Raw genomic sequence first — 23,962 nt, forward strand, 5'->3', positions numbered from 1 at the left:
GGCCCCATCAAGTTCCCCCCCTAGCTGCCGATAGTTCCTGCATGGACAAACTCAGTCTCGTCGGTCTGCTGCTCGCGCTCCTGTCGCTGGTCGGCGGCAGCATTCTCAAGGGCGCCGGCATCGCCGCGCTGTGGTCGCCGGCTGCGTTCGTGATCGTGATCGTCGGCACCGTCGCCGCGATCCTGGTGCATACGCCGCCGGCGGTTTTCCGGCGCGCGTTCCAGATCGCCAAGTGGATCATCCGGCCGCCGGCCAGCGACCGCAACGCGCTGCTGCAACAGATCGTGGAGTGGAGCAACATCGCGCGCCGCCAGGGCCTGCTCGGCCTGGAAGGCCAGGTGCAACAGCAGCCCGACCCGTTCGTGCGCAAGGGCCTGCAGATGCTGGTCGATGGCGTGGAGCCGGAGTCGATCCGCCACATGCTGGAGATCGACCTCAGCGGCCAGGAGCACTGCGACCTGGCCGCGGCCAAGGTGTTCGAAGGCATGGGCATCTACGCGCCGACCCTGGGCATCATCGGCGCGGTGCTGGGCCTGATCGCGGTGATGAAGAACCTCGCCGACCCGAGCAAGCTCGGCCACGGCATCGCCGCCGCGTTCACCGCCACCATCTACGGCATCGCCTCGGCCAACCTGCTGTTCCTGCCGATGGCCAGCAAGCTCAAGAGCGTCATCCAGCACAGCAGCGGCGAGCGCGAGATGGTCATCGAGGGGCTGATCGCGATCGCCCAGGGCGAGAACCCGCGCAACATCGAATCGAAGCTGGCCGGCTTCTTGCATTGACCCGACCATGGCCCGCAAGCGTCCCCACGAAGATCACGTCAACCACGAGGCATGGGCCATCCCCTATGCCGACCTGATGACGTTGCTGCTCGCCTTCTTCGTGGTGATGTACGCGCTGTCCACGGTCAACGAGGCCAAGTACCGGGTGATGGCCGACGCGATGAGCACCGCCTTCGGCGGCGCGCCGCGCACGATGAGCCCGGTGCAGGTCGGCGAGCGGCTGATGCAGGGCCAGGGCGGCGAACGCCCGACCCCGATCAAGTCCAGCCCGGCGCTGTCCCTGCCCGACGCCAACCGGCTGCCGTCGGCCTCGCCGATGCGCGCGCAGGCCGGCTCGCTGCGCAACGAGGAGGAACTGCGCCGCGCGCAGCGCCAGCTCGACGCGATCGCCGCCCGGCTCGGCGCGGCGCTGGCGCCGCTGATCGACAAGAAGCTGATCACCGTGCGCCGTTCCGGGCTGTGGATCGAGGTGGAGATCAACAGCGACATCCTGTTCGGCCCCGGTTCGGCCTCGCTCGACCACGGCGCGCGCGCCACGCTGTCGCAGCTGGCGCAGGTACTCGGCTCGGTGCCCAACGGCGTGCGCGTGGAAGGCTATACCGACGATCGCCCGATCAACACCCTGCAGTTCCCGTCCAACTGGGAACTGTCGGCGGCGCGTGCGGCCAGCGTCGTGCACCTGTTCGCCGACCAGGGCCTGCGGCCGTCGCGGCTGTCGATGATCGGCTACGGCGAATTCCGTCCGCGCGCGCCCAACGACAGCGAAGCCGGGCGCAACGCCAACCGCCGCGTGGTGCTGATCATCCTCGCCGACGCCGGCGGCGATGCCGGCGCCGAGCCGGCGCCGGACCCCGGCCTTACCGCCAGCGCGCCGCCTGCGGCCGCGCCGGCGTCCCCACCCTCCGCCGCGGGGGCCGCCGGGATTTCCGGCGGCGCACGCGCCGTACCTGCCGCCATTGAAGGAGTGAACTGATGCGCATCTGGGCGATTGCCAACCAGAAAGGTGGCGTGGGCAAGACCACGACCACGCTGGCGCTGGGCCGTGGCCTGGCCATGCTCGGCCACCGCGTGCTGATGATCGACCTCGATCCGCACGCCTCGCTGACCCGCGCCTTCGACGTGCCGCAGGACCCGCCGCCGGCGGGCGTGCTGGACCTGTTCGCCACGCCGCCCAGCGACCTGGCCGCGCTCGCGCGCGACAGCGCCATCGAGCGGCTGAGCTTCGTCTGCGGCCAGACCGCGCTGGCCACGCTGGAACGGCGCAGCGCCAACCAGCCCGGGCTCGGCCTGGCGCTGCAGCAGGCGATGGCGCGGCACGCCGGCCAGCACGACTACATCCTGCTCGACTGCCCGCCGACGCTGGGCCTGCTGATGATCAACGCGCTGGCCGCCGCCGACCGCGTGGTCATCCCGACCCAGGCCGAGCCGCTGGCGCTGCACGGGCTGGCCAGCATGGTCCGCACCGTGGACATGGTCGAACGCTCGCGGCGCCGCACGCTGCCGGCCTCGGTCCTGCCGACGCTGTTCGACAAGCGCACCCGCGCCGGCACCGACACCCTCAAGCAGATGCAGGACAGCTACGGCGAGCGCGTGTGGGAAGACGCGATCCCGGTGGACACCAAGATCTGCAACGTCAAGGCGTTGACCGTGGCCGGCACCCCGGGCGAATACCCCGGCCGCGGCCTGGCCGCGTACCGCCGCGCGCTGGAATGGCTGATCGCCAGCGACGCGGTGCCGATGGAGCAAGCCGCATGACCACCCCCGGCGTGATCGACGACTATCTGGAAGGCCTGCTGCACGACGTCATCGCCGAAGAGCAGGCCTCGGCGCAGGCGGCCGCCGCGCCGCCGGCCGGGCGCTCGGCGGCCGCCGCCGAGGCCGACACCGATACCGGTCCCACGCCCGAGGAGATCGCTGCCGCGGTGCTGGCCGAAGCCGATTCCGATCCGGCATTGGCCGGCATCATGTCGCAACAGGTTTCCCCGCCGAAACCGGCCGGTCCCACGCCCGAGGAGATCGCCGCCGCGGTGCTGGCCGAAGCCGATTCCGATCCGGCGCTGGCTGGCATCATGGCGCGACCGGCTTCCCCGCCGAAGCCGGCCGCGCCCACGCCCGAGGAGATCGCCGCCGCAGTCCTGGCCGAGGCCGAGGCCGATCCGGCATTGGCCGGGATCATGGCGCGACCGGTTTCCCTACCGAAGCCGGCCGCGCCCACGCCCGAGGAGATCGCCGCCGCGGTCCTGGCCGAGGCCGATTCCGATCCGGCGCTGGCCGGCATCATGGCGCGACCGGCTTCCCCGCCGAAACCGGCCGCGCCCACGCCCGAGGAGATCGCCGCCGCGGTCCTGGCCGAAGCCGATTCCGATCCGGCATTGGCCGGCATCATGGCGCGACCGGCTTCCCCGCCGAAGCCGGCCGCGCCCACGCCCGAGGAGATCGCCGCCGCGGTGCTGGCCGAGGCCGATTCCGATCCGGCGCTGGCCGGCATCATGGCGCAGCCTGCCGCTGCGTCGGCCGCCGCCGCGGAACGCGAGGCGGACCTCGAAGTGGTTGCGGCGATGGAGATGCAGCGCGCCGCCGCGCCGGTGCGCAATCTCGCCGACGAGGACGACGCCGCTGCGGCCATCCTGAAGCGGCGCGCGCCGATGGCGGTGCCGCCGGAGCGCCGCGCCGAAGCCGAACGCGCGGCGGCCTCGCCGGGCTCGCGCGTCCCGCCGAACCTGGAATCGTTCATGGCGCCGGGCCCCGCCCACGAGCCGTCGCCGCACCAGCGCCGCGCGCCCGAGCGCAGCACGCGCTGGCTGCGCCTGCGCTGCGGCGAACAGGCCTATGCGCTGGAACTGCTGAAGGTGCAGGAAGTGGTGCTGCCGGTGCCGCTGCTGCCGTTGCGCGGCACCCCGCCGGCGATGCTCGGCATCATGAACCTGCGCGGCCAGGTGGTGCCGGTGATCGACCTGGGCATCCACCTGGGCGCCTCGCCGATCGAGATGGACATGCTGACCCGCGTGGTGGTGCTGGAGGAGAACGGCGAAACCCTGGGCCTGCGCGTGTCGGCGGTCGAGGACGTGGCCAGCCTCACCGACCAGCAGATCGAGCCGCCGGACAACGCGCGCATCTGCCGCATTTCCAACCACCTGTTCCGCGGCGTGGCGCGCATTTCGCACCAGCCGATGATCCTGCTCGACGCCGAACAGCTGCTCCACTGACGCGTGGCCGGCGCCGGCGGCAGCGCCCGAGCGCCAACCACGCCCCACTTCGACGGCCCGCCGCTAAAGCTTTTCGCGGCGCGGCCGTTACCTGCGATAGAACCATCCGTGCGGAGCAATGATGAGCACAGTCCACCTTGGCGAGGATCTCGGTATCGAGTCCAGCGCCGACCTGAAACAGCTTCTGGCGCCGCACCTGGCGTCGGACGACACGTTGCGGCTGGACGCCGGCGAGGTCCGCCGCATCCATACCGCCGCCGTGCAGGTGCTGTGCGCATTCGTGACCGCACGCCGCCAGGAAGGCAGGCACACCGAGTTCGAAGCGTGCAACGACACCTTCCGCGACGCCGCACGCCTTCTCGGGGTCAGCGACACGCTGGGCCTGGCGGCAACCCCTGACAACCTGAAATCTGTGGAGAACGCCGCATGAGCGCACGTATCTTGGTGGTGGACGATTCGGCGTCGATGCGCCAGATGGTCGCCTTTGCCCTTACCTCGGCCGGCTTCGCGGTGGAGGAAGCCGAAGACGGCCAGGTCGCCCTCGGCCGCGCCCAGGGCCAACGCTTCAACGCCGTGGTCACCGACGTCAACATGCCGAACATGGACGGCATCTCGCTGATCCGTGCGCTGCGCCAGCTGCCGGACTACAAGTTCACGCCGATGCTGATGCTGACCACCGAGTCGGCGGCGGACAAGAAGTCCGAAGGCAAGGCCGCCGGCGCCACCGGCTGGCTGGTCAAGCCGTTCAACCCCGAACAGCTGGTCGCCACCGTCCAGAAAGTCCTGGGCTGATCCCTTCTTCTCCTTTTCCCGGATTCCCGCCCCATGAGCATGGACCTGCAACGTTTCCACGCCACCTTCTTCGAGGAAAGCCGTGAAGGGCTGGACGCGATGGAAGCCGGACTGCTGTCGCTGGAAGAAGGCAATCGCGATCCGGAAGTGATCAACTCGGTGTTCCGCGCCGCGCATTCGATCAAGGGCGGCGCCGCCACCTTCGGTTTCGAGGCGATGGCCGGCCTGACCCACGTGCTGGAGACGCTGCTGGACGAGTGGCGCTCGGGCAAGCGCGCCGTCGAGGCCGCCGCGATCGACGCGATCCTCGGTTCGGTCGACGTGCTGCGCGCGCTGCTGCGCGAAGCCGAACACGGCCAGCCAGCCGATCCGGCCGCGGTCAAGGCCGTGCACGACCGCCTGCAGCAGGCGCTGACCGGCCAGGCGCCGGCCGCCGCCGTCGCCACCCCGGCCGCCAACCAGTCGGCCGAGCCGGAAGCCTGGCAGATCGGCTTCACCCCGTCGCCGTCGCTGTTCATGAGCGGCAACGACCCGCTGCGCATCATCCGCGAGCTCGAGCACCTGGGCCCGCTGCAGATCGCCTGCCGCAGCGGCCGCCTGCCCGGCTTCAGCGACCTCGATCCGCTCGAGGCCTACCTGGCCTGGGACCTGGGCCTGGTCGCCAAGGTTCCGCGCAGCGCGATCGAGGACACCTTCGCCTGGGTCATCGACGACTGCGAACTGGACATCCGCGCAGTGCCGCCGCCGAGCCTGGCCACGGCGCCCGCCCCCACCCTGGCGCAGCCGCCGGCCAGCGCCACCGCCGCGCCGGCGGCCAGCGTCGCCGCCAACGCGCCGGCCGGCAACGCCGCCGCCGCGCACGAGGCGGAAAGCTCGATCCGGGTCAGCGTCGACAAGGTCGATGCGCTGATCAACCTGGTCGGCGAACTGGTCATCACCCAGGCCATGCTCAAGCAGGTCTCCGGCGACCTCGACCCGGCCCATGCCGAGCGCCTGTTCGCCGGCCTGGAACTGCTCGAACGCAACACCCGCGACCTGCAGGAAGCGGTGATCGGCGTGCGCATGCTGCCGGTGGACGCGGTGTTCCGCCGCTTCCCGCGCCTGGTCCGCGACCTGTCCACGCGCCTGGGCAAGCAGGTGCGCCTGCGCACCATCGGCGAAGGCACCGAACTGGACAAGGGCCTGATCGAGAAGATCGCCGACCCGCTGGTGCACCTGGTGCGCAACTCGATCGACCACGGCCTGGAAATGCCCGAAGCGCGCCGCGCCGCCGGCAAGGACGAGACCGGCACCATCACCCTGGCCGCCTCGCACCAAGGCGGTCACATCGTGATCGAAGTCAGCGACGACGGCGCCGGCCTGAACCGCGAGCGGATCCTGGCCAAGGCCGCCGAACGCGGCCTGAGCGTGCCGGACAACCCGACCGACGCGCAGGTGTGGGACCTGATCTTCGCGCCCGGCTTCTCCACCGCCGACGCGGTCACCGACCTGTCCGGCCGCGGCGTCGGCATGGACGTGGTCCGCCGCAACATCCAGGGCCTGGGCGGCGAAGTGCAGCTGGAAAGCAACTCCGGACGCGGCACCCGCGTGCTGATCCGCCTGCCGCTGACCCTGGCGATCCTGGACGGCATGACCGTGTCGGTCGCCGGCGAGACGCTGATCCTGCCGCTGGCCTACGTGCTCGAAGCGCTGCAGCCGCAGCCCGACGACATCCGCACCATGGCCGGCGAAGGCCGGGTGCTGCGGGTCCGCGGCGAGTACCTGCCGATCCTGTCGCTGAGCAACTGCTACGGCTTCGGCCGCACCGAGCAGAGCGATCCGCTGGTGGTGGTGGTCGAGGCCGACGGCCAGAAGATCGCGCTGGAAGTGGACGAACTGGTCGGCCAGCAGCAGGTGGTGGTCAAGAACATCGAGAACAACTACCGGCGCATCGGCGGCATCTCCGGCGCGACCATCCTCGGCGACGGACGCGTCGCGCTGATCGTGGACATCGGCGGCCTGGTGCGTTCGCTGCGGATTCCGCAGGCGGCCTGATCGCGCCCGGCCACGCCCGCACGCGTTGAACCCCGAGCCCCGGCAGCGATGCCGGGGCTTTTGTTTGCGATGGTCGCGGCGCTCCAGCACCCCCACTCCAGACCGCAGGCGGTGCCAACCGCGATGCCTGTGCGATGCGCGCGACGGTTCGCCGGCGGCGGGGAGCGTTCAATTTCCGCACGCGGCAGCCGATAGACCTTGACAGGACGAAACGCATCGCCTCAGGCGGTGCGCGCTGTCGCCGCATTGATGCTGGCGCGTTTCCCGATCCCTTCACTTCCGTCGCGTGGCCGCCATGACCCAGCCGTTTGCGTTTCTCCGCTCCGCCAGTGTCGCCACTCGCCTGATGCTCGGCGTGGCCGCGATCGCCGTGCTGTGCTTCGGCGTGACCGCCGTGATCATCTACGCCAGCAGCAGCCGGATGCTGCTCGACTCGGCCAAGTCCGGCATGAACGATGTCGCGCAGCTCGAGGCGCAGCGGGTGTCGGCCGACCTGGGCGCCGCGTTCAACGCCAACCAGAGCTTCGCCAACAGCCTGCTGGTGCAGCGCCAGCAGGGCGGCGCCAAGCGCGAGACCTTCAGCGACGTGGTGCGCAGCGAATTGCGCGCGCACCCGGAGTGGACCGCCCACGGCACGATGTGGGAGCCGCAGGCGTTCGACGGCAACGACGCCGGCTATGCCGGCGCCGAAGGCCACGATGCCACCGGCCGCTACATGATCTACTGGGCCTGGCAAGGCGACACCCAGGTGCGCGAGCCGCTGCGCGACTACGAGGTGCCCGGCGCCGGCGACTGGTACCTCAAGGCGCGCCAGCACTTGCGCCCGACCGTGGTCGAGCCGTACCTGTACGAGATCGGCGGCAAGCAGGTGCTGATGACCACACTGACCACGCCGATCCTCGACCAGGGCAAGTTCCTCGGCGTGACGATCACCGATTTCGGCCTGGCCAAGCTGCAGGCGCGCCTGGCGCAGCTGCGCCCGCTCGGCGCCGGCCGCGTGCGCCTGCTGTCGCCGGCCGGGGTGATCGTCGCCGACCGCGATGCCGCACTGGTCGGCAAGAAGCTGGAGGACGCCGCCACCCGGGATATCCTGCAAAGCGTCGCCCAGGGCCGCGCCATCACCCGCGAAGTCGACGACGCCGACGGCGACACCGACATCGAGAGCTACGTGCCGCTGCAGATCGGCCAGGCGCAGGAGCGCTTCGCGCTCGGCGTGATGGTGCCCAAGGCGGTGCTGATGCAGCAGGCGCGCACGCTGCTGTGGACGATCGTCGCGGTCGGCGCCTGCGCCGCACTGCTGCTCAGCGGCGGCCTGCTGCTGTTGCTGCGGCGGATGGTGCTGCGGCCGCTGAACGAGGCGGTGCAGGTCTCCGGCGCGGTGGCCGAAGGCCGGCTCGACAGCCCCATCCAGTACCGGCGCAACGACGAGCTCGGCCGCCTGTTCGGCTCGCTGCGGCGCATGCAGGACCAGTTGCGCGCGGTGCTGCAGGCGCAGAACCTGATGGCCACGCGCCACGATGCCGGCGAGCTGAGCTATCGCATGGACCACAACGCTTTCCCCGGGGACTACGGACGCATGGTCGGCGACACCAACCGCCTGGTCGGTTCGCACGTGGAACTGCAGCAGCGCCTGCTCGAGGTGATGCGCCGCTATTCGGTCGGCGACCTGGCCGAGGACATGGAAGCGCTGCCCGGCGAAAAGGCCGCGATCACCGAAGCGATGCAGGCGACCAAGGCCAACCTGTCGGCGATCAACCGCGACATCCGCCAGCTGGCCGAAGCCGCCGCCGCCGGCGACTTCTCGCAACGCGGCGACGCCGCCCGCTACCAGCACGACTTCCGCGCGATGATCGCCGGACTGAACCAGCTGATGGAAACCACCGAGGTCAACCTGGCGTCGGTGTCGCAGTTGCTGCGCAGCATCGCCGAAGGCGACCTCACCGCGCGCATGCACGGCGAGTTCCATGGCGTGTTCGCGCGGATGCGCGACGACGCCAATGCCACCGCCGAGCAGCTGGCCGGCATCGTCGGCCGCATCCAGACCGCTGCGATCAGCATCAACGCCGCCTCCACCGAGATCGCCGCCGGCAACGACGACCTGTCGCGGCGCACCGAACAGCAGGCCGCCAGCCTGGAGGAAACCGCCGCGTCGATGGAGGAGCTGACCTCCACGGTCAAGCAGAACGCCGAGCACGCGCGCCAGGCCAACCAGCTGGCGGTCGGCGCCGCCGGCGTCGCCTCGCAGGGCGGCGAGGTGGTCAGCCAGGTGGTGACCACGATGAGCGGCATCGAGACCTCGTCCAGGCGCATCGCCGACATCATCAGCGTCATCGACGGCATCGCGTTCCAGACCAACATCCTGGCGCTGAATGCCGCGGTGGAAGCGGCACGCGCCGGCGAACAGGGCCGCGGCTTCGCCGTGGTCGCCAGCGAGGTCCGTACCCTCGCCCAGCGCTCGGCCAGCGCGGCCAAGGAGATCAAGGGACTGATCGACGAATCGGTCGGCCGGGTCAGCGAGGGCTCGGCGCTGGTCGCCCGTGCCGGGCAGACCATGCAGGAGATCGTCTCGTCGGTACAACGGGTCACCGACATCATGGGCGAGATCTCCGCGGCCTCGCAGGAACAGTACGCCGGCATCGAGCAGGTCAACCAGACCGTGACCCAGATGGACGAGGCCACCCAGCAGAACGCCGCGCTGGTGGAAGAAGCCACCGCCGCGGCGCGGTCGATGGAGGAGCAGGCCGGGCAGCTGACCGAGACCGTCGCGCTGTTCAAGATCGATGGCGCCCACGCCGTACCAGCGGCGCGTGCCGCGCCCTCGCTCGCCGCGGTGCCGGGCAGCGGCCGGCCGGCGGCATCCCCGGTCAAGCGCGCCAAGCCGGTGGCGCGTCCGGCGCAGCGCGGTTCGTCCCCGGCCGCGGCCGATTCGCAGTGGCAGGAATTCTGACTTCCGCGTGATCGGCTGGCCGTCAGCCGCCCGTGTGGCGGCGGGATCGTCCCTGATCCCGCTCGGCACCAGCCACGGCTGTCACAGCTACGCCACCTGCCCCCCCGCTCCCATCGCAGCCATGCAGCCCCCGCATGCGAAGGCCGCAAGCTTGCGCACTGCCGTGACCATCGTTTGTTCAGCAGCGACCAGGGTACCCACGCCCAAGGCCCATCCGTTCATCGCGCAGGTTGCGGTATGCGGCTGAAGCCGCTCCCATAGCTGCGCCGATCGCAGGAACGCAAGGGCGGCTGGCCGAGTGCATGATGGTGGCCTTCAGCACCGACACGTCCTGCCCTGCGTAACCGAACCGGTCCAGAGCGGTCCACCTGCCCGGCCCGGAGCAACCGTCCGCGCAACGCCCGACGCAATCCTGGCGCCGGCCAGCAGCGCCCGGTCCCACCGCATGTCCGATGAATGGCCTTCGACAGGACAAATTTTGTAAAGAAACTCGGCTTGCCGCCGTTATCTGTGGCGACAAATGCCGCAACCGCCCTGCGCGCCGGCAGCCTGTCAGGCAGGCCATGTGACACGTGCGACAGCGCGCACCCGCGGCCCGATGATGACCATCCTCTGGGACCGCCCTATGAAATCCTTCGCATTCGCCACCTCCCTGGCCCTGCTCGGCGCGTTCGCCGACGCGCGCGCCGAAGACCCGATCGCCACCGACCGCCCGGACTTCGTCGAATCCAGCCTCACCGTCGGCGATCGCCGCCTGCAGGTGGAAACCAGCGCCGCCTGGGAACGCGATGACGATACCGACAGCTACAGCACGCCCACCCTGTTCCGCTACGGCCTCGGCGAGACCTGGGAGCTGCGCCTGGAAACCGATGGCTGGCAGCACATCCACACCTCGGGCGAGCACTCGGTCTCCGGCCTGGCCGACCTGTCGGTCGGGCTGAAGCACCACATCGCCGCCTCCGACGGCGGGCAGCCGTCGCTGGCCTGGCTGCTGCACGTGGATCTGCCCAGCGGCGATCGCGAACTGCGCGGCCACGGCGCGCGGCCTTCGTTTCGCGTCGTCGCCGAATGGGAACTCAGCGACAGCCTGTCGGCGGGCGTGATGCCGGGCGTGATCTGGGACGACGACGGCGACGGCCACCGCTACGCCGCGGGCATCTTCGGCGCGGTGCTGGGCAAGTCGTGGAGCGACACCAGCCGCTCGTTCGTCGAGCTGGCCTTGCCGCAGATCGCGCGCAGCGACGACGGCGGCACCCAGGCGCTGCTCAACGTCGGCTCGGCCTGGCTGCTGAGCAACGATGTGCAGCTCGACGCGGTCTACAGCCACGGCCTCAACCATCGCACGCCGGACCACGCGCTCGGCGTGGGCCTGTCCGTCCGCTTCTGATCCGCGGAGCACGCAGATGAAGATCATGCACATGCTGGGGCTGCTGGTACTGGTGGCCGTGGCCGCCCTGCTGGTGGTGGGCGGTTTCGGTTTCGCCGGCCAGCGCGGCCTGCTGTCGGTGGTGTCGGCGCAGGTCACCTCGTCCGACGCGCTGCGCAACCACATGCAGGCCGACATGATGCACGACGCGCTGCGCGGCGACGTCATCGCCGCGCTGCTCGCCGGCGCCCAGCAGGACGAGGCCGGCATCAAGGAGGCCCGCGCGTCGCTCGGCGAGCACGCCGGCGTGTTCCAGCAGGCGCTGGCCGACAACCAGAAACTGCCGCTGGATCCGCAGCTGCGCCGCGAGCTGGATGCGGTCGCGCCGTCGCTGCAGCGTTACATCGCCACGTCCGACCAGTTGCTGACCCTGGTCGAGGCGCACGCCGACAGCAGCGCCGCCTATGCCGATTTCAACCAGGCGTTCTCCACGCTGGAAACCGGCATGGGCACGATCAGCGACCGCATCCTGGCGTTGAACCAGGCCAACCGGGCCGAGGCCGAGCGCTACGGCAGCCGGATCATGTGGCAGCAGATCGCCGGCGCCTTGCTGGCGGTGCTGGTCCTGTGCCTGGTCGGCGGCTGGATCCTGCGCTCGGTGTCGCGCCTGCTCGGCGGCGAACCGCGGCTGGCGATGGCGGCGGCGCAGCACATCGCCGAAGGCCGCCTGGACCAGGCCATCCCGGTGCCGGCCGGCCGCCAGCACAGCCTGATGGCGGCGCTGGCGCGGATGCAGCACGACCTGCGCGAGCGCATCGAGCGCGAGCGCGCCATCGCCGCGGAAAACCTGCGCATCCGCGTGGCGCTGGACAACTCCTCCACCGGCATGTACATCGCCGATCCGGACCTGACCATCATCTACGCCAACGGCGCCCTGCAGCGGCTGCTGCAGGTCCATGCGCACGACATCCGCAACTGCGCGCCGGCGTTCGACGCCTCGATCCCGCTGGTCGGGCAGCCGGTGTCGCTGCTGGAAGTGGGCAACCGCCAGGACGCGGAGATCTACCAGCAGCTGGACCGCCAGGGCGCGGCGCAGCGCGAGGTGCGCTACGGCCAGGCCTGCATCGCCCAGGAGATCTCCACCATCCGCAACGACGCCGGCCGCCACCTCGGCTTCGTCTGCGAGTGGCGCGACCGCAGCGCCGAGGCCAGGGTCGAAGCCGAGGTCGCCGACGTGGTGCGCAGCGCCGCGGCGGGCGACCTGTCCGGACGCATCGAGGTCGCCGGCAAGCAGGGCTTCTTCCTGCAGCTGGCGCAGCAGCTCAACAGCCTGCTCGAGGCCAATGCGATCAGCATCGCCGAAGTCTCGCGCCTGCTCAGCGCGTTGTCCGACGGCGACCTGGGCGCACGCATGCACGGCGAGTTCCAGGGCGTGTTCGCGCACATGCGCGACGATGCCAACACCACCGCCGAGCGCCTGGCCGGCATCGTCGGCCGCATCCAGCACGCCGCATCCAGCATCCATACGGCATCGACCGAGATCGCCGCGGGCAACGACGACCTGTCGCGGCGCACCGAACAGCAGGCCGCCAGCCTGGAAGAGACCGCCGCGTCGATGGAAGAGCTGACCTCCACGGTCAAGCAGAACGCCGAACACGCGCGCCAAGCCAACCAGCTGGCGGTCGGCGCGGCCACGGTGGCCTCGCAGGGCGGCGAAGTGGTCGGCCAAGTGGTGACCACGATGAGCGGCATCGAGACCTCGTCCAAGCGCATCGCCGACATCATCAGCGTCATCGACGGCATCGCGTTCCAGACCAACATCCTGGCGCTGAATGCCGCGGTGGAAGCGGCGCGCGCCGGCGAGCAGGGCCGCGGCTTCGCCGTCGTCGCCTCGGAAGTGCGCACCCTGGCGCAGCGCTCGGCCAGCGCGGCCAAGGAGATCAAGGGACTGATCGACGAATCGGTCTCCCAGGTCGCCAACGGTTCGGCGCTGGTGCGCCGCGCTGGCCAGACCATGCAGGAGATCGTCTCGTCGGTACAACGGGTCACCGACATCATGGGCGAGATCTCCGCCGCCTCGCAGGAACAGTCGGCGGGCATCGAGCAGGTCAACCAGACCATCACCCAGATGGACGAAGCCACCCAGCAGAACGCCGCGCTGGTCGAGGAAGCCACCGCCGCCGCACGCTCGATGGAAGAGCAGTCGGCGCAGTTGAGCCAGGCCGTGGCGGTGTTTCGCATCGACGGCTCCGGCGCGGCCACCGCGTCGCGGGCGCGGCCGCCGGTCGCGGCGGCGATGCCGGCGCTGCCGCCCGCACCGAAGCCCGCGCCGACGCGCGCGCCGCACGGTGCGTCGCCGGCGCAAGCGATCGCCGATGCGATCGATGGGCAGTGGCAGGCGTTCTGAGCCGCCGCGCCCGCAGGCCATCGAAAGCGCTCCGCACAATGGCCGCGGCCGCGTGCGCTTGATCCTCGCTGCAAGCGCCGCCGGGTTAATGAGCCTGAAGTCGGCTCGCTTAAGAACACCATGGAACTGTCGCTATTTCTGGGCGAGCCGTAGCGCCGGCATGCCGGACGCCCGCGCAGGCGCCGCTGGCGCTTGCGCAATGGCCCGGCTCCGTCCGCAGCTGCGCGCACCGCGCCTGGAAGCGGCGGCGCTTGGCATCCGGCAAACCGGTCCGGATCGCTACAGCCCACGTTTACCCACAAAAGCGGCGGCGGTCGAGAAACCCGTCCCGATCGTAGTACCGGCCATGGCAGGCCTCCAGCAAGGACGCTGCAACCCGCACTCGAGCACCCGTCCCATCAGCCAAATCCCACGCCCCTGGGCCCACTGGAATTCAGCCATGAATGCACTACTGCAACGCTACAACGTCGGCCATCGCCTCGCGGCGGCCTTCGGCCTGTTGATCCTGTTGTCCGTCCTGCTGGTCGCCGCAGGCCTCACTTCGATGTCCAGTGCCCGCAAGCAGCTCGACGGCATCGTCAAGACCAACATGGAGAAGATCCGTCTGTCCAGCGAGATGCTGGACGCGAACTCCGGCATCGCCATCGCGCTGCGCAATTCCACCATCGTCACCACGCCCGAGGACAACCAGAAGGCGCTGGCCACCATCGCCGAGCAGCGCAAGCGCTACAGCGACAACCGCGAGGCGCTGTATGCGATCGCGACCAATGCCGAGGGCCAGAAGATCCGCGACACGCTCGACCAGCGCCGCGAAAAGGCGCGGGGGCTGAACGACCAGGTCATGGAGCTTTCCAAGAACAACCAGAATGCCGAGGCGCAGGCGCTGCTGATCAGCGAAGCCGGCCCGGCGATGGACAGCTGGCAGGACGCCATTCGCGCCAACGTCGCGTTGCAGCGCAAGCAGAGCCAGGACGCCTACGCGGCGGCCGTGGCGGCGATGGCGACCGGCCGCAACGTACTGATCGCCGGCGGCGTCGCGGTGGTGCTCATCAGCATCGTGCTGGCGTGGCTGATCACCCGCAGCCTGACCCAGCCGCTGAGCCTGGCCACCCGCGTGGCCGAGAACATCGCCGCCGGCACGCTCGACGACGAGATCCGCAACGACGCCCGCGACGAGACCGGCCGCCTGCTCGCCAGCATGAAGCGGATGCAGGCGCAGTTGCAGGCGGTGCTCGCCGCGCAGCTGGAGATGGCGCGCCGCCACGACGCCGGCCAGATCAGCTACCGGATGGACGAGTCGGCGTTCCCGGGCGACTACGGCCGCATGGTCCACGACAGCAATGCGCTGGCCGGCTCGCATATCGCAGTGAAGATGCGCCTGGCGCAGATCATGGGCCGCTACGCGATCGGCGACTTCAGCGAGGACATGGACCGCCTGCCCGGCGAAAAGGCGGTGCTGACCGAGACCATGGACACGGTCAAGCAGAACCTGACCGCGATGAACGGCCAGATCGGCCAGCTGGCCGCGGCCGCGGCCGCCGGCGACTTCAGCGTGCGCGGCGATGCCGAGCGCTTCCAGTACGAGTTCCGCACCATGGTCGCCAGCCTCAACACGCTGATGACCACCGCCGACACCAACCTGGAGGCCTTGTCCAAACTGCTGCAGGCGATTGCCGCTGGCGACCTGACCGCGCGCATGCACGGCGAGTTCCACGGCGTATTCGCGCGGATGCGCGACGACGCCAACGCCACCGCCGAGCAGCTGGCCGGGATCGTCGGCCGCATCCAGACCGCCGCGATCAGCATCAACGCCGCCTCCACCGAGATCGCCGCCGGCAACGACGACCTGTCGCGGCGCACCGAACAGCAGGCCGCCAGCCTGGAGGAAACCGCCGCCTCGATGGAGGAGCTGACCTCCACGGTCAAGCAGAACGCCGAGCACGCGCGCCAGGCCAACCAGCTGGCGGTCGGCGCCGCCGGCGTCGCCTCGCAGGGTGGCGAGGTGGTCAGCCAGGTGGTGACCACCATGAGCGGCATCGAGGCTTCGTCCAGGCGCATCGCCGACATCATCTCGGTGATCGACGGCATCGCCTTCCAGACCAACATCCTGGCGCTCAACGCCGCGGTGGAAGCCGCGCGTGCCGGCGAACAGGGCCGCGGCTTCGCCGTCGTCGCCTCGGAAGTGCGTACCCTGGCCCAGCGCTCGGCCGGCGCGGCCAAGGAGATCAAGGGCCTGATCGACGAATCGGTGGGCCGGGTCAGCGAGGGCTCGGCGCTGGTCGCCCGTGCCGGGCAGACCATGCAGGAGATCGTCTCGTCGGTACAACGGGTCACCGACATCATGGGCGAGATCTCCGCCGCCTCGCAGGAACAGTACGCCGGCATCGAGCAGGTCAACCAGACCGTGACCCAGATGGACGAGGCCACCCAGCAGAACGCCGCGCTGGTGGAAGAAGCCACCGCCGCGGCGCGGTCGATGGAAGAACAGGCCGGGCAGCTGACCGAGACCGTCGCCCTGTTCAAGATCGACGGCGCCCACGCCGCGCCCTCGCAGCAGGTCCGTCCTGCCCCGGCGTTCAAGGCCCAGCCCAAGCGCGCGCCGGCCGGTGCCACGACCTCGGCACCCAAGCGCAAGCCGCAGCCGGCGCACGCCAGCCACGGCAACGCCGCGGTGGCCGAATCGCAGTGGCACGAGTTCTGACCGCGCCATGCCCATGAGGTAGCCAGCATCGGCCGCGGAGCAGATCCGCGGCCGATGCCGTTTGTGCCGCCCGGCCACATCACGACGCGATGCACCGACAATCGTTGTTTTCGTGTTCACGCGCTAAACGCCCGCCCTGTCGCCATCCCCCAACCCGGCAGACCCAGGATCGCCCCGAACCGCGACTCCCCGCCGCAAGGGTCCCTTTGTCGCTCCACTGCGCAGCCGAACCCACGTGTGCTCTGCGCGCATTCCCGAATCTGTCTACGGCAGATCGACGAAACTGCGAACTGCATCGTCAACTTCCCCTGCGCGTCGCCGATAAGTCCATCACGCGTTTTTAACGCCGGCATTTCCCTCCATCGCAGGCACCCCATGAACAAGCTCGGCCGTCTTTCCATCGGCACCCAACTTTCCGTGCTGCTGACCGCCGGCGTGGCGCTGGCGCTGGCCCTGCTGGCGGCGCTGATCTACCGCGAATCGGCGGCCAGCTACGAGTCGCAGGCCGCGCGCGACGCGGACGCATCCACGGCACTGATGCAACAGTCGGTGGCCATGTACGACCGCGTGCTGACCGAGGAGACGCAGCGGCTGGCGCGGCTGTTCGAGACGATGCTGCCGGCCGGGGCCGAACTGGACGCCAAGCAGACGGTCCGGGTCGGCGAATTCGATACACCTTCGCTGCGCCTGGGCGGACAGCCGCTGAACCTGGATTTCGCCGCGGTCGACCGCTTCGCCCAGGCCAGCGACGGCGTGGCCACGGTGTTCGTGCGCATGGGCGAGGACCTGGTGCGGGTCAGCACCTCGCTGCACGACCAGAGCGGCGCGCGCGCCATCGGCACCCGCCTGGACCACAAGCATCCGGCCTACGCGTTGCTGATGCAGGACAAGAGCTACACCGGTCCGGCGCACCTGTTCGGCAGCGACTACATGACCCACTACCAGCCGCTGCGCGACGCCTCCGGCGCGCTGGTCGGCGCCTTGTTCGTCGGCCGCAACTACACCCAGGGCCTGGCCGCGCTGAAGGAGCGCCTGCGCAGCACGCGCATCGGTACGCACGGCTATTTCGTCGCCGTGGACATGGCCGCCGGCGAGCGCCGCGGCCGCCTGCTGGCGCATCCGGACGCGGGAGCCGCCACGCTGCAGGCGCTGGTCGCCGAAGACGACCTGCCGCAACTGCAGGCCCTGCTCGACGGCAAGCGCGGCAGCGCGACGCTGCGCTTCAAGCGCGGCGAGCGGCTGGAACCGTCGCTGGTCAGCGTGCAGGCGTACGCACCGTGGCAATGGGCGCTGCTCGGCGTGCAGCCGCGCAGCAGCATCGATGCGCCGCTGCGCGTGCTGATGCGCGACATCCTGCTGTTCTCGCTGCTGATGCTCGCCGGCTGCGCGACGCTGGTGTTCGTGCTGGCCCGGCGCATGGTCTCGCGACCGCTGGCCACGGTCGAGGCGGCGGTCGCCGACATCGGCGACGGACGCCTGGATGGGCACATCGACGTGGGCACGCGCCAGGACGACATCGGCCGCCTGCTGCGCGGCGTACGCCGCATGCGCGACGACCTGCGCACGCGGCTGCACAGCGAGCGCATCGTCGCCGCCGAGAACCTGCGCGTGCGGACCGCGCTGGACGACGTCAGCACCAACGTGATGATCGCCGACGCCGAGCGCCGCATCGTCTACGTCAACCGCCCGTTGTTGAAGATGCTCGGCGAGGCGCAGGACGATCTGCGCCGCGACCTGCCCAACTTCGACGCGCAGGCGCTGATCGGCGGCAGCATCGACCTGTTCCACCGCCATCCGGAGCACCAGGCCAGGCTGCTGGCGCAGTTGCAAGGCACGCACCGCGCGCAGATCCGCGTCGGCGGCCATACCATGCAGCTGATCGTCAACCCGGTGCTGGGCGAGGACGGCACGCGCCAGGGCTTCGTCGTCGAATGGTCCGATCGCACCGAGGAAGTCGCGGTGGAAGAGGAAATCGCCGGCATCGTCCGCAACGCGGCCGCCGGCGACCTGTCCGGGCGCGTGCGCCTGGACGACAAGCAGGGCTTCCTGCGCCTGCTGGCCGAACAGATCAACGCCCTGCTCGAAGCGAGCAACCAGGGGCTTGGGCATATCCAGCACATGTTGCAGGCACTGGCCGACGGCGACCTGGCCACCCGCATCGACGCCGAGCTGCAAGGCGTGTATGCGCAGATGAAGGAGCACGCCAACGCCACTGCCGAGCAGTTGGCCGGCATCGTCGGCGGAATCCAGCAGGCGGCCACCGCGATCAACGACGCGGCCAGCGAGATCGCCGCCGGCAACGACGACCTGTCGCGGCGCACCGAGCAGCAGGCCGCCAGCCTGGAAGAGACCGCCGCCTCGATGGAAGAGCTGACCTCCACGGTCAAGCAGAACGCCGAACACGCGCGCCAGGCCAACCAGCTGGCGGTCGGCGCCGCCGGCGTCGCCTCGCAGGGCGGCGAGGTGGTCAGCCAGGTGGTGACCACCATGAGCGGCATCGAGGCTTCGTCCAAGCGCATCGCCGACATCATCAGCGTCATCGACGGCATCGCCTTCCAGACCAACATCCTGGCGCTCAACGCCGCGGTGGAAGCCGCGCGTGCCGGCGAACAGGGCCGCGGCTTCGCCGTCGTCGCCTCGGAAGTGCGTACCCTGGCCCAGCGCTCGGCCGGCGCGGCCAAGGAGATCAAGGGCCTGATCGACGAATCGGTGGGCCGGGTCAGCGAGGGCTCGGCGCTGGTCGCCCGTGCCGGGCAGACCATGCAGGAGATCGTCTCGTCGGTACAACGGGTCACCGACATCATGGGCGAGATCTCCGCCGCCTCGCAGGAACAGTACGCCGGCATCGAGCAGGTCAACCAGACCGTGACCCAGATGGACGAAGCGACCCAGCAGAACGCCGCGCTGGTGGAAGAAGCCACGGCGTCGGCGCGCGCGATGGAGCAACAGGCGGGCGAACTGGCGCAGGCGGTGGCCTCGTTCCGGCTCGAACCTGGCACCGCCGCCCCAGGGGTCCATGGTGCGGCACCGCGTCGGCCTACAAAAAGCACCGCGGCGGCCGATAGGGTCCTGAGACGGGTGCTGTAGCCGCACCCACCCTATCCGCCAACCGATCCGTCGCCCATGGCCCAAGCCACCTCCAGCGAGTCCGAACCGTCCCGGCACGAGGAAGCGCAGGACGACGACCGTTTCCTGCTGACCAACCACCGGCAGATCCGCCAGTTGCTGCAGTCGCTGAAGAACCAGCGCTCGCAGGTCAGCGCGCACCTGGGCGGACGCGACCAATCGTTCTCCACCGCGGTGCTGGAGCTGGACGGCGATGGCGACTGGCTGCTGCTGGACCTGAGCGTCAACGAGGCCAGCAACCGCGCCGCCGAGCACGCCGGGCACCTGCTGTGCTTCGCCCAGCTGGACAATGTGCGCCTGCGCTTCCGCGTGGAACGCGTCGAGCGGGTCGAGATCGATGGCGTGCCCGGCTTCCGTGCGCCGCTGCCCGAGTCGCTGTACTACCTGCAGCGCCGCGAGCATTACCGGCTGGAGACCCCGATCACCGAACCGCCGATCTGCGTGCTGCGCCTGGACGACGGCCCGCCGCCCACCGAACTGGCGCTGCGGGTCATCGACATCAGCGGCGGCGGCCTGGCGGTGGCGCTGATGCCGGGACAACCGCTGCCGACGGTGCGCCAGAGCTATCCGCGCTGCGTGCTGCAGTTGCCCGACGCCGACGCGATCGCCCTCACCCTGCACGTGTGCAACCTGTTCCCGCAGAAGCTGGCCAACGGCCAGGATGCCTTGCGCGTGGGCATGCACTTCGCCGAGCTGCCGCGCGGCGCCGACGCGGCGATCCAGCGCTACATCTTCCGCATCGAACGCCAGCGCAGCGCCCGCAAGAGCGGCGTGCTCTCTTGATGCGCTTCAACCTGCCCTCGCCGCTCCTGCAGGCCATGTCGCTTGCATCGAATACACCAGGCAGGTCGAGACGGCGGGACCGCTAAAGTTCTGCCCCGCCACGCCGATCTAGTGCAAGAGCCGCATTCCCGCTTCCCGCCATCCCTCCGCAATTCCGTGCGCACCAGGAGCACACGATGAACGAAAAGCACACCTCCGCCTCCGGTGCCACCGGCGGCGAATTCCTCAGCTTCACCCTCGGCGAAGAGCACTACGGCGTCGACATCCTCAAGGTCCAGGAAATCCGCGGCTACGACTCGGTGACCCGGGTGCCGGACGCGCCGGAATACATCAAGGGCGTGATCAACCTGCGCGGCACCATCGTGCCGGTGATCGACCTGCGCCTGAAGCTGCGCCTGAAGGAAGCGCGCTACGACGCCTTCACCGTGATGATCGTGCTCAACGTCGAGGACCGCGTGGTCGGCATCGTCGTGGACAGCGTCTCGGACGTGATGCCGCTGAACGACGACCAGATCCTGCCGACGCCCGAGTTCGGCGCCGCGGTGGACACCCGCTTCATCTCCGGCATCGGCACCCATGACGACAAGATGCTGATCCTGCTCGATATCGAGACGCTGCTCGACAGCGCCGACCTGAGCCAGCAGGCCCACGTCGACCAGGCCGCCTGAGCCCGTTCGTCCGGCCGCACTACCGAACCCGCCGCTTGCCGGCGGGTTTTTAGTTGGAAAATGCGAACTGCTTATCATTTAGCCGGATAAAGTTCGCCTGAACGGGGCCGATACCTGAAGGGTGGCCCGACGGAAGCAATGGGCCGATCCCTTCCGACCACCCTATGGAGTACCAACCCCCATGAAGCCTTCGTTCCCCCTGCTGCTCGTGTTGCTCGTCGCCGCCGCCCCGGCCGCCTTCGCCCAGTCGCAGCAGATGATCCCGCCGGAAATGGCCTCGCGCTTCGTCGGCAAGGACGGCATGGTCTGCGGCAAGGTCGAGAAGGCCAAGTACGCGCAGAACTCGGAAGGCGAGCCGACCTTCCTGTACATGGGCGGCATGTTCCCGCGCCACACCTTTTCCGCGCGCATCGCCGGCGCCGACCGCGGCAAGTTCGGCTTCGCGCCCGAATCGCTGGAAGGCAAGGACGTCTGCGTGCTGGGCAAGATCGAGCGCGACAGCTCGCGCGCCGAGATCCAGGTGAGCGCACCGTCCAGCCTGAAGCTGGCCACCATCAAGTAACACTGCAGGCGTCGTTGCGCGGGCGATCGGATCGCCGGCGCAACGACGCTTTTTTTTTGCCGCCGTTATCGAACCAAGGGGATTGCGTTCATGCAGTGGATAAAGAACTTGAGGCTGATGCCGAAGCTGATGCTGGCGTTCGGCCTGGTGTTGACCCTGATGCTGATCCAGGGAGGAATGGGCTACGCGGGACTGCGCTCGATCAACGGCGTGGCCGACAGCGTCTCGACCAAGGTGGTGCCCAGCGTCCGCATCAACGGCGAGATGCGCGGGATCCTCGGCGAGTACCGCAATGCGGCCTACCAGAGCCTGATCCGCAGCAGCGATGCGGTGAAGAAGGAATCGGAGACGCGCAAGCTCGCGTTGAAGAAGGAGATGGACCAGATCATCAAGGACTATCCGAAGCTGATCGGCAGTCCGCAGGAACGGCAGATCTACGAGCGCATCGCCGCCGACTGGAAGAAGGTCAGCGCATCCTACGCCTCGGTCGAAGAGATGCAGCAGCTGGATCTGATCGACGACGCGATCGACACCTTCACCGGCGAGACCCGCACGCTGCACAACAAGGTGGTGCAGGACGTGATCGACCTGACCGCCGAGAACGATCGCCAGGCGCGCCTGGCCGCGGCGACCGCCAACGGCAGCTACGTCCGCGCGACGCTGATCCTGGTGGTGTGCGTGCTGCTCGGCGCGACCGGCGCGGTCGGCCTGGCCTGGCTGTTCGGGCGCATGCTGCGCAACCACGTGGGCAGCGCGGTCAAGGTCGCCAACGAGGTCGCCGGCGGCAAGCTCGACGGCCATATCGACGCCAGCGCCAAGGACGAGATCGGCGAGCTGATGCAGGCGCTCAAGCGCATGCAGCAGGATCTGCGCGAGCGCACCGAGCGCGACGCGGCGGTCGCCGCCGAGAACCTGCGCATCCGCACCGCGCTGGACAACTCCTCCACCGGCATGTTCATCGCCGACCTGGACTACACCATCGTCTATGCGAACCCGTCGATGCAGGGCATCGTCGACAAGTACGCCGAGCAGATCCACCGCGTGGCCCCGGCGTTCGACTCCAGCATGCCGCTGGTCGGCTCGTCGCTGGCGGTGCTCGAATACGGCAACCAGATCGACGCCCGCACCGTGGCCGCGATCGAGAAGCAGGGCGTGGCCGAGCGCGAGATGGCGTACGGCCACGCCCGCATCGCCCAGATCGTATCCAGCATCCGCGACGCGCACGGCAGCCATGTCGGCTTCGTCTGCGAATCGCGCGACCGCACCGTCGAGGCGCAGGTCGAGGAGGAAGTGGCCAAGATCGTCCAGGCCGCGGCCGCCGGCGACCTGAGCGGCCGCATCGCCACCGAAGGCAAGCAGGGCTTCTTCCTGCAGCTGGCGCAACAGCTCAACAGCCTGCTGCTGGCCAACGGCGACAGCATCGAGCAGGTCTCGCAACTGCTGAACGCGCTGTCGCACGGCGACCTGACCGCACGCATGCACGGCGACTTCCACGGCGTGTTCGCGCGGATGCGCGACGACGCCAATGCCACTGCCGAGCAGCTGGCCGGCATCGTCGGCCGCATCCAGGGCGCCGCCAGCGCGATCAATGCCGCCGCCGGCGAGATCGCCAGCGGCAACGACGACCTGTCTCGCCGCACCGAACAGCAGGCGGCGAACCTGGAAGAGACCGCCGCGTCGATGGAAGAGCTGACCTCCACGGTCAAGCAGAACGCCGAACACGCGCGCCAGGCCAACCAGTTGGCGGTCGGCGCGGCCACGGTCGCCTCGCAGGGCGGCGAGGTGGTCAGCCGCGTGGTCACCACGATGAGCGGCATCGAGGCCTCGTCGAAGAAGATCGCCGACATCATCTCGGTGATCGACGGCATCGCCTTCCAGACCAACATCCTGGCCTTGAATGCCGCGGTGGAAGCGGCGCGCGCCGGCGAACAGGGCCGCGGCTTCGCCGTGGTCGCCTCGGAAGTTCGCACCCTGGCCCAGCGCTCGGCCAGCGCCGCCAAGGAGATCAAGGGCCTGATCGACGCCTCGGTGAACCAGGTGTCCGACGGCTCGGCGCTGGTGCGCCAGGCCGGCCAGACCATGGGCGAGATCGTCGCCTCGGTGCAGCGCGTCACCGACATCATGTCCGAGATCGCGGCGGCCTCGCAGGAGCAGTCCGCGGGCATCGAGCAGGTCAACCAGACCGTGACCCAGATGGACGAGACCACCCAGCAGAACGCCGCGCTGGTGGAGGAAGCCACCGCCGCGGCGCGCTCGATGGAGGAGCAGGCCGGGCAACTGGCCGAAGCGGTGTCGATCTTCCGCCTGGAGCAAGGCGAGGTTCACGCCCCGGCGGCGCCGCCGCTGGCGCAGGTGCACCCGATCCGTGCCGCGGCCGGCAAGGCGCCGGTCGCCGCGCGCAAGCCGGTCGCCGCCGCCCCGCGCGGCAAGAAGACCGAACCGGCGCTGGCCGAATCGGACTGGCAGGAGTTCTGACCGGCGCGGCGCCCGAGGGCGCCGCTGCCGACAGCACGACAGGCCCCCCCGGTGCGCAGGCACCGGGGTTTTTCTTTTGCGATCGTGCCCCCGCCCCGCCCCGCTCAACCTTG

General features: G+C 69.7%; 16 protein-coding genes. All 16 read left to right on the forward strand.

Annotation, left to right across the window (positions count from 1 at the left end):
• Positions 1-41: 41 nt before the first annotated feature.
• The 16 genes from JR065_RS11890 to JR065_RS11965 all read left to right on the forward strand — a co-directional run bounded on the left by JR065_RS11890 (position 42) and on the right by JR065_RS11965 (position 23,849).
• The gene (locus JR065_RS11890; RefSeq protein WP_206234419.1) at positions 42-782 is read left to right on the forward strand and encodes a flagellar motor protein; all 741 of its coding nucleotides are present in this window, start codon (positions 42-44) and stop codon (positions 780-782) included.
• 7 nt (positions 783-789) lie between these two features.
• Positions 790-1,755, forward strand: coding sequence for a flagellar motor protein MotD (gene motD / locus JR065_RS11895; RefSeq protein ID WP_206234420.1), 966 nt, complete (start codon positions 790-792; stop codon positions 1,753-1,755).
• Positions 1,755-2,537, forward strand: a complete 783-nt coding sequence (locus tag JR065_RS11900) for a ParA family protein (protein ID WP_206234421.1) — start codon at positions 1,755-1,757, stop codon at positions 2,535-2,537. Before motD ends, JR065_RS11900 begins: the two co-directional genes overlap by 1 nt.
• Positions 2,534-3,988, forward strand: coding sequence for a chemotaxis protein CheW (locus tag JR065_RS11905; RefSeq protein WP_206234422.1), 1,455 nt, complete (start codon positions 2,534-2,536; stop codon positions 3,986-3,988). The genes JR065_RS11900 and JR065_RS11905 overlap by 4 nt, the downstream gene beginning before the upstream one ends.
• Positions 3,989-4,109: 121 nt before the next feature.
• Complete coding sequence (locus JR065_RS11910) at positions 4,110-4,418, forward strand: STAS domain-containing protein (protein ID WP_206234423.1); 309 nt, start codon at positions 4,110-4,112, stop codon at positions 4,416-4,418.
• A complete protein-coding gene (locus JR065_RS11915; protein ID WP_206234424.1) occupies positions 4,415-4,780 on the forward strand; it encodes a response regulator in 366 nt (121 codons plus the stop codon). The genes JR065_RS11910 and JR065_RS11915 overlap by 4 nt, the downstream gene beginning before the upstream one ends.
• Before the next feature lie 33 nt (positions 4,781-4,813).
• Positions 4,814-6,814, forward strand: a complete 2,001-nt coding sequence (locus JR065_RS11920) for a chemotaxis protein CheA (RefSeq protein WP_206234426.1) — start codon at positions 4,814-4,816, stop codon at positions 6,812-6,814.
• A 346-nt stretch (positions 6,815-7,160) separates the two neighbouring features.
• A complete protein-coding gene (locus JR065_RS11925) occupies positions 7,161-9,761 on the forward strand; it encodes a methyl-accepting chemotaxis protein (RefSeq protein ID WP_206234528.1) in 2,601 nt (866 codons plus the stop codon).
• Between the two features lie 625 nt (positions 9,762-10,386).
• Positions 10,387-11,148, forward strand: a complete 762-nt coding sequence (locus JR065_RS11930; RefSeq protein ID WP_206234427.1) for a transporter — start codon at positions 10,387-10,389, stop codon at positions 11,146-11,148.
• 16 nt (positions 11,149-11,164) lie between these two features.
• A complete protein-coding gene (locus JR065_RS11935; RefSeq protein ID WP_206234428.1) occupies positions 11,165-13,534 on the forward strand; it encodes a methyl-accepting chemotaxis protein in 2,370 nt (789 codons plus the stop codon).
• 439 nt (positions 13,535-13,973) lie between these two features.
• Positions 13,974-16,235 (forward strand): methyl-accepting chemotaxis protein, encoded by a 2,262-nt coding sequence (locus JR065_RS11940; protein WP_206234429.1) that lies wholly within the window; start codon positions 13,974-13,976, stop codon positions 16,233-16,235.
• Positions 16,236-16,610: 375 nt separating this feature from the next.
• On the forward strand, positions 16,611-19,322 hold the full coding sequence (locus tag JR065_RS11945; RefSeq protein WP_206234431.1) for a methyl-accepting chemotaxis protein: 2,712 nt from the start codon (positions 16,611-16,613) through the stop codon (positions 19,320-19,322).
• A 36-nt stretch (positions 19,323-19,358) separates the two neighbouring features.
• Positions 19,359-20,144 carry a flagellar brake protein gene (locus JR065_RS11950; RefSeq protein ID WP_206234432.1) on the forward strand — a complete coding sequence of 262 codons (786 nt, stop codon included), beginning with the start codon at positions 19,359-19,361 and terminating at the stop codon, positions 20,142-20,144.
• Positions 20,145-20,320: 176 nt separating this feature from the next.
• The gene (locus JR065_RS11955) at positions 20,321-20,812 is read left to right on the forward strand and encodes a chemotaxis protein CheW (protein WP_206234433.1); all 492 of its coding nucleotides are present in this window, start codon (positions 20,321-20,323) and stop codon (positions 20,810-20,812) included.
• 181 nt (positions 20,813-20,993) lie between these two features.
• Positions 20,994-21,374, forward strand: coding sequence for a hypothetical protein (locus JR065_RS11960; RefSeq protein WP_206234434.1), 381 nt, complete (start codon positions 20,994-20,996; stop codon positions 21,372-21,374).
• Positions 21,375-21,464: 90 nt separating this feature from the next.
• Positions 21,465-23,849 carry a methyl-accepting chemotaxis protein gene (locus JR065_RS11965; RefSeq protein WP_206234435.1) on the forward strand — a complete coding sequence of 795 codons (2,385 nt, stop codon included), beginning with the start codon at positions 21,465-21,467 and terminating at the stop codon, positions 23,847-23,849.
• Positions 23,850-23,962 lie beyond the last annotated feature (113 nt).

It is taken from the genome of Xanthomonas sp. (assembly GCF_017163755.1).
Taxonomy (GTDB): Bacteria; Pseudomonadota; Gammaproteobacteria; order Xanthomonadales; family Xanthomonadaceae; genus Xanthomonas_A.